8 protein-coding genes are annotated in these 13,936 nt (G+C 70.7%); 4 read left to right on the top strand and 4 right to left on the bottom strand.

Translation table 11 applies throughout. The annotated features are described in order from the left end of the window. Positions 1-13 precede the first annotated feature (13 nt). The gene (locus ACIOD2_RS04025) at positions 14-649 is read right to left on the bottom strand and encodes a class I SAM-dependent methyltransferase (RefSeq protein ID WP_400534090.1); all 636 of its coding nucleotides are present in this window, start codon (positions 647-649) and stop codon (positions 14-16) included. A 334-nt stretch (positions 650-983) separates the two neighbouring features. Between ACIOD2_RS04025 and ACIOD2_RS04020 the strand changes: the two genes are divergently transcribed. Beyond that, entirely contained in the window at positions 984-5,294 is a 4,311-nt protein-coding gene (locus ACIOD2_RS04020) for a GH92 family glycosyl hydrolase (protein ID WP_400534088.1), read from the top strand. A gap of 79 nt (positions 5,295-5,373) precedes the next feature. Further along, positions 5,374-5,913: a YciI family protein gene (locus ACIOD2_RS04015; protein WP_400534085.1), complete on the top strand. Its 540-nt coding sequence runs from the start codon at positions 5,374-5,376 to the stop codon at positions 5,911-5,913. 21 nt (positions 5,914-5,934) lie between these two features. Here ACIOD2_RS04015 and ACIOD2_RS04010 read toward each other — a convergent pair whose 3' ends face one another. Continuing rightward, positions 5,935-6,708: an alpha/beta fold hydrolase gene (locus ACIOD2_RS04010; RefSeq protein WP_400534082.1), complete on the bottom strand. Its 774-nt coding sequence runs from the start codon at positions 6,706-6,708 to the stop codon at positions 5,935-5,937. Between the two features lie 68 nt (positions 6,709-6,776). Between ACIOD2_RS04010 and ACIOD2_RS04005 the strand changes: the two genes are divergently transcribed. Next, positions 6,777-9,899, top strand: a complete 3,123-nt coding sequence (locus ACIOD2_RS04005) for a GH92 family glycosyl hydrolase (RefSeq protein ID WP_400534079.1) — start codon at positions 6,777-6,779, stop codon at positions 9,897-9,899. Then, complete coding sequence (locus ACIOD2_RS04000; RefSeq protein ID WP_400534076.1) at positions 9,896-11,980, top strand: FUSC family protein; 2,085 nt, start codon at positions 9,896-9,898, stop codon at positions 11,978-11,980. The genes ACIOD2_RS04005 and ACIOD2_RS04000 overlap by 4 nt, the downstream gene beginning before the upstream one ends. Positions 11,981-12,208: 228 nt before the next feature. On the opposite strand, the gene ACIOD2_RS03995 is transcribed toward ACIOD2_RS04000, so the two are convergent. Beyond that, positions 12,209-12,838, bottom strand: coding sequence for a DUF4360 domain-containing protein (locus ACIOD2_RS03995; protein ID WP_400534074.1), 630 nt, complete (start codon positions 12,836-12,838; stop codon positions 12,209-12,211). A gap of 242 nt (positions 12,839-13,080) precedes the next feature. Continuing rightward, positions 13,081-13,932 (bottom strand): TIGR03560 family F420-dependent LLM class oxidoreductase, encoded by an 852-nt coding sequence (locus ACIOD2_RS03990; RefSeq protein ID WP_400534071.1) that lies wholly within the window; start codon positions 13,930-13,932, stop codon positions 13,081-13,083. Positions 13,933-13,936 lie beyond the last annotated feature (4 nt).

Here is a 13,936-nt window from a genome sequence, read left to right as displayed (position 1 = left end):
CCGGCCGAGCGCGTTACCGGGTGAAGGTGGCCCAGTAGCGGAGGCCGTCGTGGATGGTCTCCAGGCTGAGCAGCCGCACGCCGCCCTGGGCGACCGACTCGATCTCCGCGCGGCTGAACGGCCACGGCGGGCCCGGCTCCGGCGCGACGTTCTCCTCCGCCACCTCCGACACCAGTGCCGTCCCGCCGGGGGCGAGGAACCCGGCCAGTGCCGTGATCGCCGCCGCGCGGAAGTCGCGGGGCATCGCCTGGATGTTGATGATCTCCACGACCAGGTCGAACGCCTGGTGCCACTCCCCCGGCGGGTTCAGCAGATCGGCCACCACGTAGTCGACCCCCGTCTCCGGGAAGCGGGCGCGGGCGGCCTCGACGGCGGCCGGGGCGACGTCGAAGGCCGTCACCGCCCAGCCGGCCGAGGCGAGCAGCTCGGCGTCGTCGCCGAGCGCGCTGCCGACGACCAGCGCGCGGCGGCCTTCGCCGGGACGCAGCCAGCCGGCGAGCGCCGCGTTCGGCTTGCCGCGCGTCCACGGCACCGTGGCCTCCCCGCGGGAAGCGGCGGTGTAGAGCTGGTCGAACCACCCTGTGGGGTTGCCTTCGGCGAGGGAGGCGCGGGCGAGGACTCGGTCAGCGGGCTCCGGCGTCGGGGTCATGATCGCGACCCTAGCGACGACCCACGAGCCGCGAGACCGCTTTTTCGCGCGAGGTCGGCGCCCGGCAGGGTGAACCCGCGGGCCAGGTCGCCGCAGGCGGTGCTCGGCCGGACGGCGGAGCGGTCGCCGATCCCTCCGTGGCGGCGGGTGTGCCGTGGCTCCGGACGGTTCCCACCAGGTCCCCCGTTGGTTGGGTTGTCCAGTTCTGGCCAGGTTTGCCGACCGGTCTTGACATCGATGTCACCCGCGCGTTTGTCTTCCTGGGCGCCGCCGGGTCCCGCCCGTCGGGAACCGACGGTGCCTCGAGTTCATCCCTCCAGAGCTTGGAGCAATGATGCCCCGAAGCGCCAGACCACCGGTCGCCATGATGCTGGCCGCCACCGTGGTCGCCGCCGGCCTGGTCGCCCTCCCGGCGGCCGCTTACGCCGCCGAGGACGCCCTCCCCGCCGACTTCTCCTCCTCGTTCGAGGCCGGTGACACCCAGCCGACGTGGACCGACACCGTGGACACCGACGCGGCGGGCAAGCCGCGCGCGTTCGGCGTCAACGGCGCGAACGGCACCGCGATCCCCGGTGACATCCGCGGCAAGGTCACCGAGACCAGCGCGAGCAGCGAGAACACCGACGGTGGCGAGGTGGTGTCGAACCTCGTCGACGGCACCACCGACACCAAGTGGCTGTCCTGGGACCCGACCGCGTGGGCGCAGATCACGCTGTCGGAACCCACCTCGATCACGCACTACGCGCTGTCGTCGGCCAACGACTTCGACAACCGCGACCCGAAGGACTGGACGCTGCAGGGCTCGAACGACGCCCTCGCCTGGACCGACGTGGACAAGCAGGCCGACCAGGCGTTCACCGCGCGGTTCCAGCAGAAGGACTACAAGCTGGCCGCGCCGACCGCGGCGTACAAGTACTTCCGGCTGAACGTGACCCGCAACAACGGCGGGGACATCCTGCAGCTCTCGGAGCTGCTGCTGGCCAACGACGACCCGGCGCCGCCGCCGCTGCCGAACATGCGCAGCTTCACCGACTCCGGCCCGACCAGCGGTTACACGAACAAGAACCGCGTCGGCTTCACCGGTCTCAAGGCGTTCCGCTACTCGGGCAGCCAGACCGAGGCCGGCCACGGCTGGTCGTACAACAAGATCTTCGACGTGAACGTGCCGGTCGTGGCTTCGACCGAGCTGTCGTACGAGGTGCAGCCGCAGTTCATCACCGGCGACCTGAAGTACCCCAGCACGAACGTCGCGATCGACCTGGCCTTCACCGACGGCACGTACCTGCGCAACCTCGGTGCGACCGACCAGTACGGCTTCCCGCTGACCCCGGAGGGCCAGGGCGCGAGCAAGGTCCTCTACGCCAACCAGTGGAACCTGGTGCGCTCGGCGATCGGCTCGGTCGCCAAGGGCAAGACCATCGACCGGATCCTCGTCGGGTACGACAACCCGAACGGCCCGGGTTCGCTGCAGGGCTGGCTGGACGACGTGAAGGTGTCGGCGACCCCGACCCCGCCCGCGAGCACCCGCCCGAGCGACAACGTGGTCACCACGCGGGGCACGATGGCCAACAGCACGTTCTCCCGTGGCAACAACTTCCCGGCCACGGCGGTGCCGCACGGGTTCAACTTCTGGACCCCGGTCACCGACGCCGGGTCGAGCAGCTGGCTCTACAACTACAGCACCCAGAACAACGCGCAGAACCTGCCACAGCTGCAGGCGTTCAGCGTGAGCCACGAGCCGAGCCCGTGGATGGGTGACCGCGAGGCGTTCCAGGTGATGCCGTCCGCGGCCGCCGGGGTGCCCGACGCCAACCGCGACGCGCGGGCGCTGGCCTTCAAGCACAGCGACGAGGTCGCGCGGGCGCACTACTACGGGGTGCAGTTCCAGAACGGGATCAAGACCGAGATCACGCCGACCGACCACGCGGCGATGATGAAGTTCACGTTCCCGGGCGCGGACTCGAGCCTGATCTTCGACAGCGTCAACAACTCGGCCGGGCTGACCCTCGACACCGCCACCGGCACGCTCTCGGGCTACACCGAGACCAACGTGTCCGCCGGTGCGGGCCGGATGTTCGTCTACGCGACGTTCGACAAGCCCGTCAGCGCCGGGGGCAAGCTCACCGGTCAGGGCCGCGACAACGTCACCGGGTACCTGCGGTTCGACGCCGGTGCCGACAAGACGGTGAACATGAAGATCGCGACGTCGCTGATCAGCCTCGACCAGGCGAAGAAGAACCTGGCGATGGAGATCGCGCCGGCCGCGACGTTCGACACCGTGCGCGCCGCCGCGCAGAAGGCGTGGGACGACCAGCTGAAGGTGATCGAGGTCGAGGGCGCGTCGAAGGACCAGCTCACGACGCTCTACTCGAACCTGTACCGGCTGTTCCTCTACCCGAACTCCGGGTTCGAGAACACCGGCACCGCCGACAAGCCCGTGTACAAGTACGCGAGCCCGGTGTCGCCGAAGGCGGGCCCGGACACCGCGACCCAGACCGGGTCGAAGGTGGTCGACGGCCAGACCTACGTCAACAACGGGTTCTGGGACACCTACCGCACGACCTGGCCGGCGTACTCGCTGCTCACGCCGGACATGGCCGGGAAGATGGTCGACGGGTTCGTGCAGCAGTATCGCGACGGCGGCTGGATCGCGCGCTGGTCCTCCCCCGGCTACGCGGACCTGATGACGGGCACCAGCTCCGACGTCGCGTTCGCCGACGCCTACCTCAAGGGCGTCAAGAACTTCGACGTCAAGTCGGCCTACGACGCGGCGCTGAAGAACGCCACGGTGACGCCGCCGAACTCGGCGGTCGGCCGCAAGGGTCTGGACCAGGGCATCTTCCTCGGCTACACGCCCAACACCGCCAGCGAGGGCTTCTCGTGGGCGATCGAGGGTTACGTCAACGACTTCGGCATCGCCAACCTGTCGAAGAAGCTGGCCGACGAAGCCGCGCCGAACGACCCGCGCAAGGCGGAGTACCAGGAGAACTACGAGTACTTCACCAGCCGCGCCCAGCAGTACGTGAACCTGTACGACCCGAGTGTCGGGTTCTTCCAGGGCAAGGACGCGAACGGCAAGTTCACCAAGACGAAGGACGAGTACGACCCGCGCTCGTGGGGTGGTGACTACACCGAGACCGACGGCTGGGGCATGGCGTTCACCGTGCCGCAGGACGGCAAGGGCCTGGCCAACCTCTACGGCGGGCAGGCGGGCCTGGCGAACAAGCTGGACCAGTTCTTCGCCGACCAGGAGACCGCCAACTACCCCGGCTCGTACGGTGGCGTGATCCACGAGATGCGGGAGGCGCGGGACGTGCGGATGGGCCAGTACGGCCACTCCAACCAGCCTTCGCACCACCTGCTCTACATGTACGACTACGCGGGTCAGCCGTCGAAGACGCAGGCGAAGGTCCGTGAGGCCCTTTCTCGCCTCTACAACGGCGCCGAGATCGGCCAGGGTTACGCCGGCGACGAGGACAACGGCGAGATGTCGGCCTGGTACATCTTCAGCGCGCTGGGCTTCTACCCGCTGCAGATGGGCAGCCCGAACTACGCGATCGGGTCGCCGCTGTTCAAGAAGGCGACGATCCACCTGGCCGGCGGTAAGAACCTGGTGATCAACGCGCCGAAGAACAGCGCGAAGAACGTCTACGTCCAGGGTGTGAAGGTCAACGGCAAGGCGTACAGCTCCACGTCGCTGCCGCAGGACGTCATCGCCAAGGGCGGGACGATCGACTTCGACATGGGCCCGAACCCGTCGAAGTGGGGCACCGCCCCGAACGACGCCCCGGCGTCGATCACGAAGGACAACGCCGTTCCGACACCGCTGCACGACGAAACCGGTGACGGCAGGGGCACGCTGTCCACTTCGGACGGCTCGAACGCGGGTGCGCTGCTCGACAACACCTCGCGCACCCAGGCCGCCGTCACCGGCGCCCTGCAGTACCAGCTCAACTCGACCGACGAAGCCGTCAGCCACTACACGCTGACGTCCCAGACCGGTGCGGGTGACCCGAAGAGCTGGACGCTGAAGGGTTCCTACGACGGCAAGACGTGGGCGGTCGCGGACCAGCAGACGAACCAGAGTTTCGCCTGGCGGCAGCAGACCCGCGCGTTCAAGGTGGCCAACCCGGCGCACTACGCCTACTACAAGCTCGAAGTCACCGCGACCAGCACCGGCGCCCCGGCGCAGCTGGCCGAGTTCGAGCTGCTGGGCAAGCCGGACGCCTCCTGCACGAAGACGATCACCGGTGCGTCGTCCGGGCCGCTCAACGTCTCGTCCGGCACGGTGTGCCTGCAGGACGCGACGGTCTCGGGCCCGGTCACCGTGGGCGGCGGCGCTTCGCTGATCGTCCGCGGCGGTGAGATCAAGGGACCGCTCGCCGCGACGGGTGCCGCCCAGGTGGTGCTCAACCGCACCAAGGTCGACGGCCCGGTGGCGATCACCGGGGTGACCGGGCAGGTGTCGATCGAGCTGACGACGGTCGGCGGCCCGGTCGCGCTGACCGGCAACCACGGGCCGGTGCTCACGTCGAGCACCATCGGCGGCCCGCTGGCCTGCGCGATCAACTCGCCGGCCCCGACGGACTACGACCTGCCGAACACCGTCCGCGGCCCGTCCGCCGGGCAGTGCGCGAAGATCTAGTTCGCCAGTTTGGTCCGTGAAGGCCACCTTGAGGAACTCTGAGTCCCTCAAGGTGGCCTTCACGGCTTTCGGAGGTGAGATGGAGTTCTTCTGCTACCACCGGGACCGGCCCGGGTCGGCGGGGCTGCGCGGGGAGCTGCTGGCGGCGCACTGGTCCTACATGGACCGGTTCACGATGATCGCCCGCGGCCCCACGATGGACGGCGATACGCCCACCGGCAGCGTGCACGTCGTCGATCTGCCGGATCCGGCGGCCGCCCGGGCGTTCGCCTTCGACGAGCCCGGGTACCAGGCCGGGGTGTACCGGGACGTGCTGCTGCGCCGCTGGCGCAACACCCTGGGCCGCACGATGTGGGACTTCCCGGGCGGCCGCACCGGCGGTCACGGGTACCTGGTGCTCGGCTTCGGGGCCGGGGAACCGGCCGACCTCGACGTCCCGCCGGGGCGGGACGAGCTGATCGCGTACGGGCCGCTGCTGTCCGACGACGCCACCGCGTGGCTGGGCACGGCGGCGCTGCTGCGGGCACCGGACCCGGACGCCGCGCGCGCCCTCCTCACCGCGGACCGCTACGCCGCGATCGAGGTGCACACCTGGCAGTTCGGTGGCCGGCCGTCCTGAGCGAGTCGCCGACGACAGCGGTCAAGCGCGGCGCAGGCCGGTCAGCTCCTTGGCCAGCACGTCGGCGAAGAGGGCCGGTTCGGCGACGAAGCCGAAGTGGTCGCCGGGGAACTCGACGCAGCGGCAGGCCAGGTGCTCGGCCTGGACCCGGGCGCCGCGGGTGTAGTACTCCTCGCGGCTTTCGGCGCCGGTGGCCGTGACCACCGGGATGCCGGTGCGGCGGACCGCGTCCAGGTCCGGGTTGTGCCACGCGATCGGCAGGAACTCGCGGCGCAGGAAGTGGTCGGCGGCCTCGGGGCGGGCGAAGTCGGCCGGGGACGCGCCCCACTGCGCCAGTGCCGCCACCACGCCCCGGCTCTCGTAGGTGGCCTGGATCTCGCGGGCGAACGCCAGGCGCTGCGGGGCGTCCGGCAGCAGCGGGATGCTCGGTGCTTCGTGGACGACCAGCTCCGCGACGACGTCGGGCACGTGCGCGGCCAGTTCGAACGCGATCGAGCCGCCACCGCCCTGGCCGAACACCGCCGCGCGCGCGGCGGCGGGGCGGGCGGAGCGGATGACCGCGGCGGCGTCGCGGGCCTGCTGGGCCATGTCGAAGTCGGTGTCACGGCCGGCGCTGCGCCCGGTGCCGCGGCGGTCGTAGGTCAGCACGGTGAACTCGTCCGCCAGCTGCTGCGTCAGGCCGGCGAAGCGGGCGCCCTCGCCGCCCTGCCCGGCGATCAGGAGCAGAAGGGGGCCGGCACCCCGCAGGTCGTAGGTGAGTTCGGCACCCTCGTGCCGGACGGTGTGCGTGCTCACCGCCGCCTCCCCCCACGTCCGAGTCTGCCGGGCCACACGCTACGCCGATCGGCGGATACGGTGGGCACATGCCCGACGCCGTGTTCTTCTCGTCCTTCGAAACCGGTGAGCCGCAGCCCGCGGACCCCGCGCTGCGGGTCGACAGCGGCCCCGACCGCTCCCCCACGGCCAAGACCGGCGTCGGCTTCACCGGGGCCCGTGCGCTGCGCTACAGCGAGCGGCCGCGCAGTGTCCTGTTCGAACTCGACGTGCCGGTCACCGGCCGCACCGAGCTGTCCTATGTGGTCTTCCCGCAGTCCGACGGTGAGGTCCCGGCGTACCACGCCACCTGGGTGAGCTTGGACGTCGAGTTCGCCGACGGCACGTCGGCCGGGTTCGCCCCGGTGGACGACAAGACGCTCTGGGTGGACCAGTGGAACCTCGTGCGCCGCCCGCTGGGGGCGTTCGCCGGGCGCCGGATCAGCCGGATCGTGCTCCTCACCGCGGCACCGGAGGGCGAGATCACCGGCTGGGTCGACGACGTCCGCGTCGGCGAGCGGGCCGAGGCGCCGCGTGAGCCCGTCGACCTGGTCCGCACGACCCGCGGGTCGCACTCGAGCGGCGACTACTCCCGGGGCAACAACTTCCCCGCGACGGCCGTCCCGCACGGGTTCAACTTCTGGACCCCGGTCACCGACGCGAAAGTCACCAACTGGATCTACTCCTACCACCGCCACAACGACGACCAGAACCGCCCGGCGCTGCAGGCCCTGGCGCTGAGCCACCAGCCGAGCCCGTGGATGGGCGACCGGCACACCTTCCACGTCATGCCCGGCACCGGCCCGGTGGAGCCGAACCGCCGCAAGCGCGCGCTGGCCTTCTCCCACGACGACGAGACCGACTCGCCGCACCACTACGGCGTCCGCTTCGCCAACGGCGTCACCGCGGACCTCGCCCCGGCCGACCACGCGGCGATCCTGAAGTTCACCTTCCCCGACAAGCACGGCTGGCTGCTGTTCGACAACGTCGGCCACCGCGGTGGCCTCCGGCTGAACGCCGACACCGGCGTCGTCACCGGCCACACCTGGGTGCGCAGCCGCCTGTCGGCCGGCGCGCGCCGGATGTTCGTCTACGCCCAGACCGACGCCCCGGCCACGCGCGGCACCAAGTACCGCCGACCGTGGCGGCGAGTCTCGGGGTACTTCGAGTTCGACGGGCCCGAGGTGACGCTGCGGATCGCGACGTCGCTGATCAGCCTCGCCCAGGCCAAGCGCAACCTGGAGCTGGAGATCCCGGCCGGGACGACGTTCGAGCAGGTCCGATCGCAGGCGCGGGAGCTGTGGCGGGAGCAGCTCGGCCGGATCGAGGTCGAGGGCACGACCGAGGATCAGCGGACCACGCTCTATTCGAACCTCTACCGGCTGTTCCTGTACCCGAACAGCGCGCACGAGAACACGCCGAAGGGGATCCGGCACGCGAGCCCGGTGATCCGCCGCCGGTGGCCGAGCACCCGCCGCCGCACCGGCGCGAAGGTCGTGGACGGCGAGATGTTCGTCAACAACGGCTTCTGGGACACCTACCGCACCACCTGGCCGGCGTACGCGCTGCTCACCCCGGCCCACTGCGGCCGGATGATCGACGGGTTCGTCCAGCAGTACCGCGAGGGCGGCTGGGTCTCCCGGTGGTCCTCACCGGGGTACGCCGACCTGATGACGGGCACCAGCTCCGACGTCGCGTTCGCCGACGCCTACCTCAAGGGCGTCCGCAACTTCGACGTCGAGGCCGCCTACGACGCCGGGCTGAAGAACGCCACCGTCACCCCGCCGCACCGCGCGGTCGGCCGGAAAGGCCTGGACCAGTCGATCTTCCTCGGCTACACGCCGACGTCCGTCCACGAAGGACTGTCGTGGGCGCTGGAGGGCTGCGTCAACGACTTCGGCCTGGCCAACCTCTCGATGGCCCTTTCACGGGAAAGCGACGGGCCGCGGGCGCGGATGTACGCCGAGTACGCCGCCTACTTCCGCGAGCGGGCGAAGCACTACGTCCACCACTTCGACCCGAAGATCGGCTTCTTCCAGGGCCGCAAGCGCGACGGCGGCCGCAAGTTCGCCCCCGAGGGGTACGACCCGGCGGCGTGGGGCGGCGACTTCGTCGAGACCAACGCCTGGAACACCGCCTTCACCGCCCCGCACGACGGCCCCGGCCTGGCCGCGCTGCACGGCGGCAACGAAGGTCTCGAAGCCAAGCTCGACACGTTCTTCGCGACCCCGGAGACCGGACAGCGGCCCGGCGCGTACGGCGGGCTGATCCACGAGATGACCGAGGCCCGCGACGTCCGGATGGGCCAGTACGGCCACTCCAACCAGCCCTCGCACCACATCCCCTACATCTACAACCTCGCCGGCGCGCCCGCGAAGGCCCAGCGCGTCGTGCGCGAGGTGCTGCGGCGGCTCTACCTCGGCAGCGAGCTCGGCCAGGGGTACCCCGGCGACGAGGACAACGGCGAGATGTCCGCCTGGTACGTCTTCAGTGCGCTGGGCTTCTACCCCCTGGCCGTCGGCAGCCCGCGCTACGCGATCGGCTCGCCGCTGTTCGAAAAGGCGACCGTGCACCTGGGCGAGGGCAAGAAGCTCGTCGTCCACGCCCCCGGCAACACCGAGGAGACGGTCTACGTCCGCGGCCTGACCGTCGACGGGAAACCGCACGAGTCCACGACGATCTCCCACGCCACCCTCGCCGGCGGCGCCGAACTCGTCTTCGACCTCACCACCGAGCCGACGACCTGGGGCGCCCCGCCGCCCGAAGCGCAGCAGCCGGACCCGATCACCGACCTCACCGGCACCGCGACCAGCTCCGACGGCACCGGCGTCGACGCCCTGTTCGACGACACCACCGGCACCCAGGTCACCTTCCGCGGCGCCACCCCGTCGATCGAGTTCGCCGTCACCGGCGAACCCCGCGAGGTCACGATGTACACGCTCACCTCCGGCACCCGCTCCGGCGACCCGAGCGCGTGGGTACTGGAAGGCTCGGCCGACGGCACCGACTGGGAGACTCTCGACGAACGCACCGGCGAGCTGTTCCGCTGGCGCCGCCAGACCCGCCCGTTCGTCCTCGCCACCCCGGCCGCGCACGCGCGCTACCGCCTGCGGATCACCGCCGCCGGCGGCCGCCGGGCCACCCTCGCCCAATGGGAGCTGCTCGCCCGATGAACCGCCTCCGCACCGCCGTGCTCGACCGGTTGGCGGCGGCCGACCCCGGCCTGGTCCGGTTGCGCCTGGCCGGCTCTGCGGTCCTCGGCATCATCCTGGCCGTGGGCGCGCTGCTCCCGGCGCACCTGCCGCTCACGGTGATGCTGGTGGGCGCGATCGCCGCGATGATGACGGCGTTCACCGTCAACGACGCCACTCCCGGCGGCCAGGCGGTCACCCTCGGCCTCGCGTTCCTGACCGGCACCGCGTCGATCACCGTGGCCAGCCTCGGCTCGGCGCTGCCGCCGATGGACAGCATCGTGTTCGTCATGCTGATCTTCGTCGCGGTCTACGCCCAGCGCTTCGGCCCCCGCGGCACCGCGCTCGGCTCCATCGGGTTCTTCCTGTTCTTCTTCCCGATGTTCCTGCAGACCCACCTGAAGCAGGTCCCGCAGCTGCTGCTCGCGCTGGTCGTCGGGGTGCTGGCCAACGCCGTCGTCCGGTTCGTGCTGCTGCGGCACAACCCCGAGGCGGAGTTCCTCCGGGTCCGCCGCGCCTTCCGCGCCCGGCTCGCCGAGGTCGTCCGCGCCACCGAGGCCTACCTCGCGGTGAACGGCAGCGAACGCACCCGCAAGCAGCTGCGCCGTTCGATCAGCCGGCTGCACGAGTGCGTCCTGCTCATCGAGGACGCCGCCCCCGACGTCGTCGACGCCCGCGCGGCCGACGTGCTGCGCCGCCGCGCCATCGAGGTCGAGCTCGCCGTCGGCTGGCTCACCAGCACCGTGCAGCGCACCTGCTCCGACGAGCTGACCGCCGAGGTCCGCGACGACCTGATCGCCCGGCTCGCCCGCTTCCGCGCCCTCATGGAACGCGACCCGCGTGAACTGCCGCTCATCAGCCAGACCGGCGAGTACAGCCGGATGCTCGTCGAGGGCAGCCGCATCGACGAGCACGCCGCCCCCGGCGACGGCGTCCGCAAGGCGCTGGCCGAGCTGGCGCTGGCCGACGACCGCGCCCAGCGCGCCGCCGTCCCCGAGGCCACGACCGACCTCCTCGACGAAGACGAAGAGGACGAGCCGACACCGAGGTTCGCCTACGACAACCAGACCCGCAGTGCCATCCAGGCCGTCGTCGGCGGCGGTCTCGCCGTGCTCGGCGGGGAGCTGGTGTCCCACCAGCGCTGGTACTGGGCCGTGCTCACGGTGTTCGTGGTCTTCATCGGCGCTTCCAGCGCCGGTGCCACCTTCGTCAAGGGCGTCCGCCGTCTCGGTGGCACCCTGATCGGCATCTTCGGCGGCGTCCTGCTCGCCTTCCTGGTCGCCGGCAGCACCCCGGCCACGCTCGCGCTGATCCTGGTCTGCGTGTTCGGGATGGTCTACACCGCGCGCGTCTCGCAGGTCGTGATGGCGTTCTTCGTCACCAGCATGCTCGGGCTGCTCTACAGCCTGCTCGGCACGTTCAGCTTCGCGGTCCTCTGGATCCGCGTCGCCGAGACCGCCGTGGGGGCCGCGGCCGGCATCCTCGCCGCGATCGTCATCGTCCCGGTCCGCACCCGCTCGGTCATGCTCGACGACATCACCGAGGTCCTCGACGAGCTCGCCGAGTTCCTCGAACACACCGAGGGCCTGCTCGCCGGCGAGGAGAACGTCAACATCATCGAACTCTCCCGCGACCTCGACCGCGCCGTCGAACAGGTCCGGACCACGATCGAACCCCTCACCCACCCGGTCAACTTCCGCAGCGCACGCCGCGACTACGGCTGGCACGTGCTCACCACCCTGGAGACCATCGCCTTCCGGGCCCGGCACGTCGCCGCGCGCGCCCAGCCCGGGCAGCTCGCCGGCGGCGACGTCGAGCGGCTCCGGCAGTTCACCGGGCGACTGCTGGCCAACATCGACGTCCTGCGCAAGGCCCTCGAGAACCCGGGTGGCCCGGTAGCCGGGACGCTCGTGCGTGACGACGGCACCCCGGTGTCCGACCGCGTCGAGCAGGCCGAAACCCGGGCCGTCCTCTCCAGCCTCAGCCACCTCGACGAAGGCCTCGTCTCCCTCGGGCGTGTCTTCCACGTCGAGGCCACGGATCCCCGCGTCCCCGTGAAATGACCGGAAGGGGGGGGGGGGGCCCCCCCCCCCCCCCCCCCCGCCCCGGGGGGGGGGGGGGGGCGGCCCCCGGGGGGGGGGGGGGGCGTTGGAAGAACCCCCCCCTCCACGCCGGCCGCGCCCCCCGGGGGGGGCTCTCCCCGGTCGCCCCCCCCGACCCCCGCGCCCCCTTAAAAGCCCCGGGGGGGGGGCGCGCCCCCCCCCCCCCGCGCCCCCCGGCTCATCGGTGCGTTACGGGCAGACCAGCCACGCGAAGTGGTACGTCGTGGTGATGCTGCCGTCGGTCGAGTCCATCGTGACGAAACTGGTCGTCTTCTTCGGATCCGACGTCCCCGCCGCCGCACGCAATTCCGTGTTGATGTTCAGATTGCGTTCCTCACCGCACGGCTTGAACACGATGGCACCGACCTCCGTCGAATCGGTGAAATGCCAGTCGTCCTCGAACGCACCGGTCAGCGGATGCTGGATGTAGGCCGTCGGCGAATTCCCCTGGAAATAGTAGTTCGCCCGCTCCAGACCGGTCGCGCCGCGTTCCAGGTGCGCGAAACCGCGGTAGTCGGCCTGCGCGATCCCGTAGGTGAACCCCTGCGGGACGTGCACCCGCAGGCCGATCTGGCAGTTCTTCCTCCCGTCCAGCGGGCCGGCACCGACGCCCACCAACGCCGTGTAGGCGCTGTAGGTCACGGTGAACGCCGTGTTGTCCTGCGAAACCGCCACCGCCGACGTGCCGATCGGGCAGCCCGTGCCGTTGGCGTTGACGACGTCGATGACGATTTTGTCGGGCGGCGGAGGAGTGTTCCAGGAATGGGGAGTCACCACAGAGGACAGCGCCATTACGGCAGCAACGACCGCAGAAAGCATCAGAATCCTTCCCAATTCATTCCGATTGGGGACCGGGGCCGGACCATGGTAGCGAAAGGATCATGGTCCGAAACCCCGCTGAACGGAGCAACACTGCGTAGTCGCCCCAGCACGCGCAAATCGCTCACATTCCGACAACCTGCGAGTCTATTGATTCCGGTACAACCTCAAACATATCCGGAAAACGATTTCGCGCCGGTGGATCACCGTTTACCCGGAACGATCACCCCCACGACGTCCGGTCAGTCCAGTAAGCCCGCGACCCGCCCCAGCGTCTCGGCCCCCGCCACCGACCACGGGCCGGCCGTGATCACCACCGCGTGATCGATGCCCCACGCGGCGAAATCCGTGCACCGGTGAGCGAACGACTCCGCCGTCTCGCCGGGCGCAAGCCGCGTGCTGATCGTCTTCTCGATCTCCCCGTACGGCCGCCCAATCTCCTCGCAGTGCCGCGCGAGCACCGCCAGCTTGTGCCGGACCGTGCGCCCGCCGTCCGGGATGTCGAAGACGTTGCACGCGTCGGCGTACCGCGCGACCAGCCGCAGCGTCTTCCGCTCCCCGGCGCCGCCGATCAGCAGCTTCGGCCGCCGCGCCGGACGCGGGTTGCCGATCGGCCGCTCCAGCCGGTAGTGCGTCCCCTCGAACGGCGAGGTGTCGCCGTCCCACATCCGCAGCGCCAGCCGGACGGTCTCTTCCATCCGCTCGAACCGTTCCCCCACCGGCGGGAACGGCAGGCCCATCGCCCGCGCCTCGCCGTCGTGGTGCCCGGTGCCGATCCCGAACCGCGCCCGGCCGCCGGACAGCACGTCCAGCGTGGAGACGGCCTTGATCAGCAGCGCGGGCGGCCGGAACGTCACCGCCGACACCATCGTGCCCAGCCCGACCCTGCTGGTCCGCGCGGCCAGGAACCCCAAGGTCGTGTACGCCTCGAGCATGGCCGAATCCGCCGTACTGTTCGGGTCGGCCTGCAGCAGGTGGTCCGCGACCCACACGGTGTCCAGGCCGGCGTCCTCCGCCGCCACGGTCACCCCCGCCAGCTCCTCGGTGAGCTTGTCCGGCCACGAGAAGTCCGTGATCCCGACGCTGAACCGCATAACA

It is taken from the genome of Amycolatopsis sp. NPDC088138 (assembly GCF_044741685.1).
Classification (GTDB): domain Bacteria; phylum Actinomycetota; class Actinomycetes; order Mycobacteriales; family Pseudonocardiaceae; genus Amycolatopsis.
This window is presented reverse-complemented; position numbering and strand designations above follow the sequence as displayed.

What these genes read in the sequence shown, in the direction of transcription:
- ACIOD2_RS04000 (WP_400534076.1), top strand. Translation starts at nt 9,896, where the DNA reads ATGAACCGCCTCCGCACCGCCGTGCTCGACCGGTTGGCGGCGGCCGAC.
- ACIOD2_RS03995 (WP_400534074.1), bottom strand. Translation starts at nt 12,838, where the DNA reads ATGCTTTCTGCGGTCGTTGCTGCCGTAATGGCGCTGTCCTCTGTGGTG.
- ACIOD2_RS03990 (WP_400534071.1), bottom strand. Translation starts at nt 13,932, where the DNA reads ATGCGGTTCAGCGTCGGGATCACGGACTTCTCGTGGCCGGACAAGCTC.
- ACIOD2_RS04025 (WP_400534090.1), bottom strand. Translation starts at nt 649, where the DNA reads ATGACCCCGACGCCGGAGCCCGCTGACCGAGTCCTCGCCCGCGCCTCC.
- ACIOD2_RS04005 (WP_400534079.1), top strand. Translation starts at nt 6,777, where the DNA reads ATGCCCGACGCCGTGTTCTTCTCGTCCTTCGAAACCGGTGAGCCGCAG.
- ACIOD2_RS04020 (WP_400534088.1), top strand. Translation starts at nt 984, where the DNA reads ATGCCCCGAAGCGCCAGACCACCGGTCGCCATGATGCTGGCCGCCACC.
- ACIOD2_RS04015 (WP_400534085.1), top strand. Translation starts at nt 5,374, where the DNA reads ATGGAGTTCTTCTGCTACCACCGGGACCGGCCCGGGTCGGCGGGGCTG.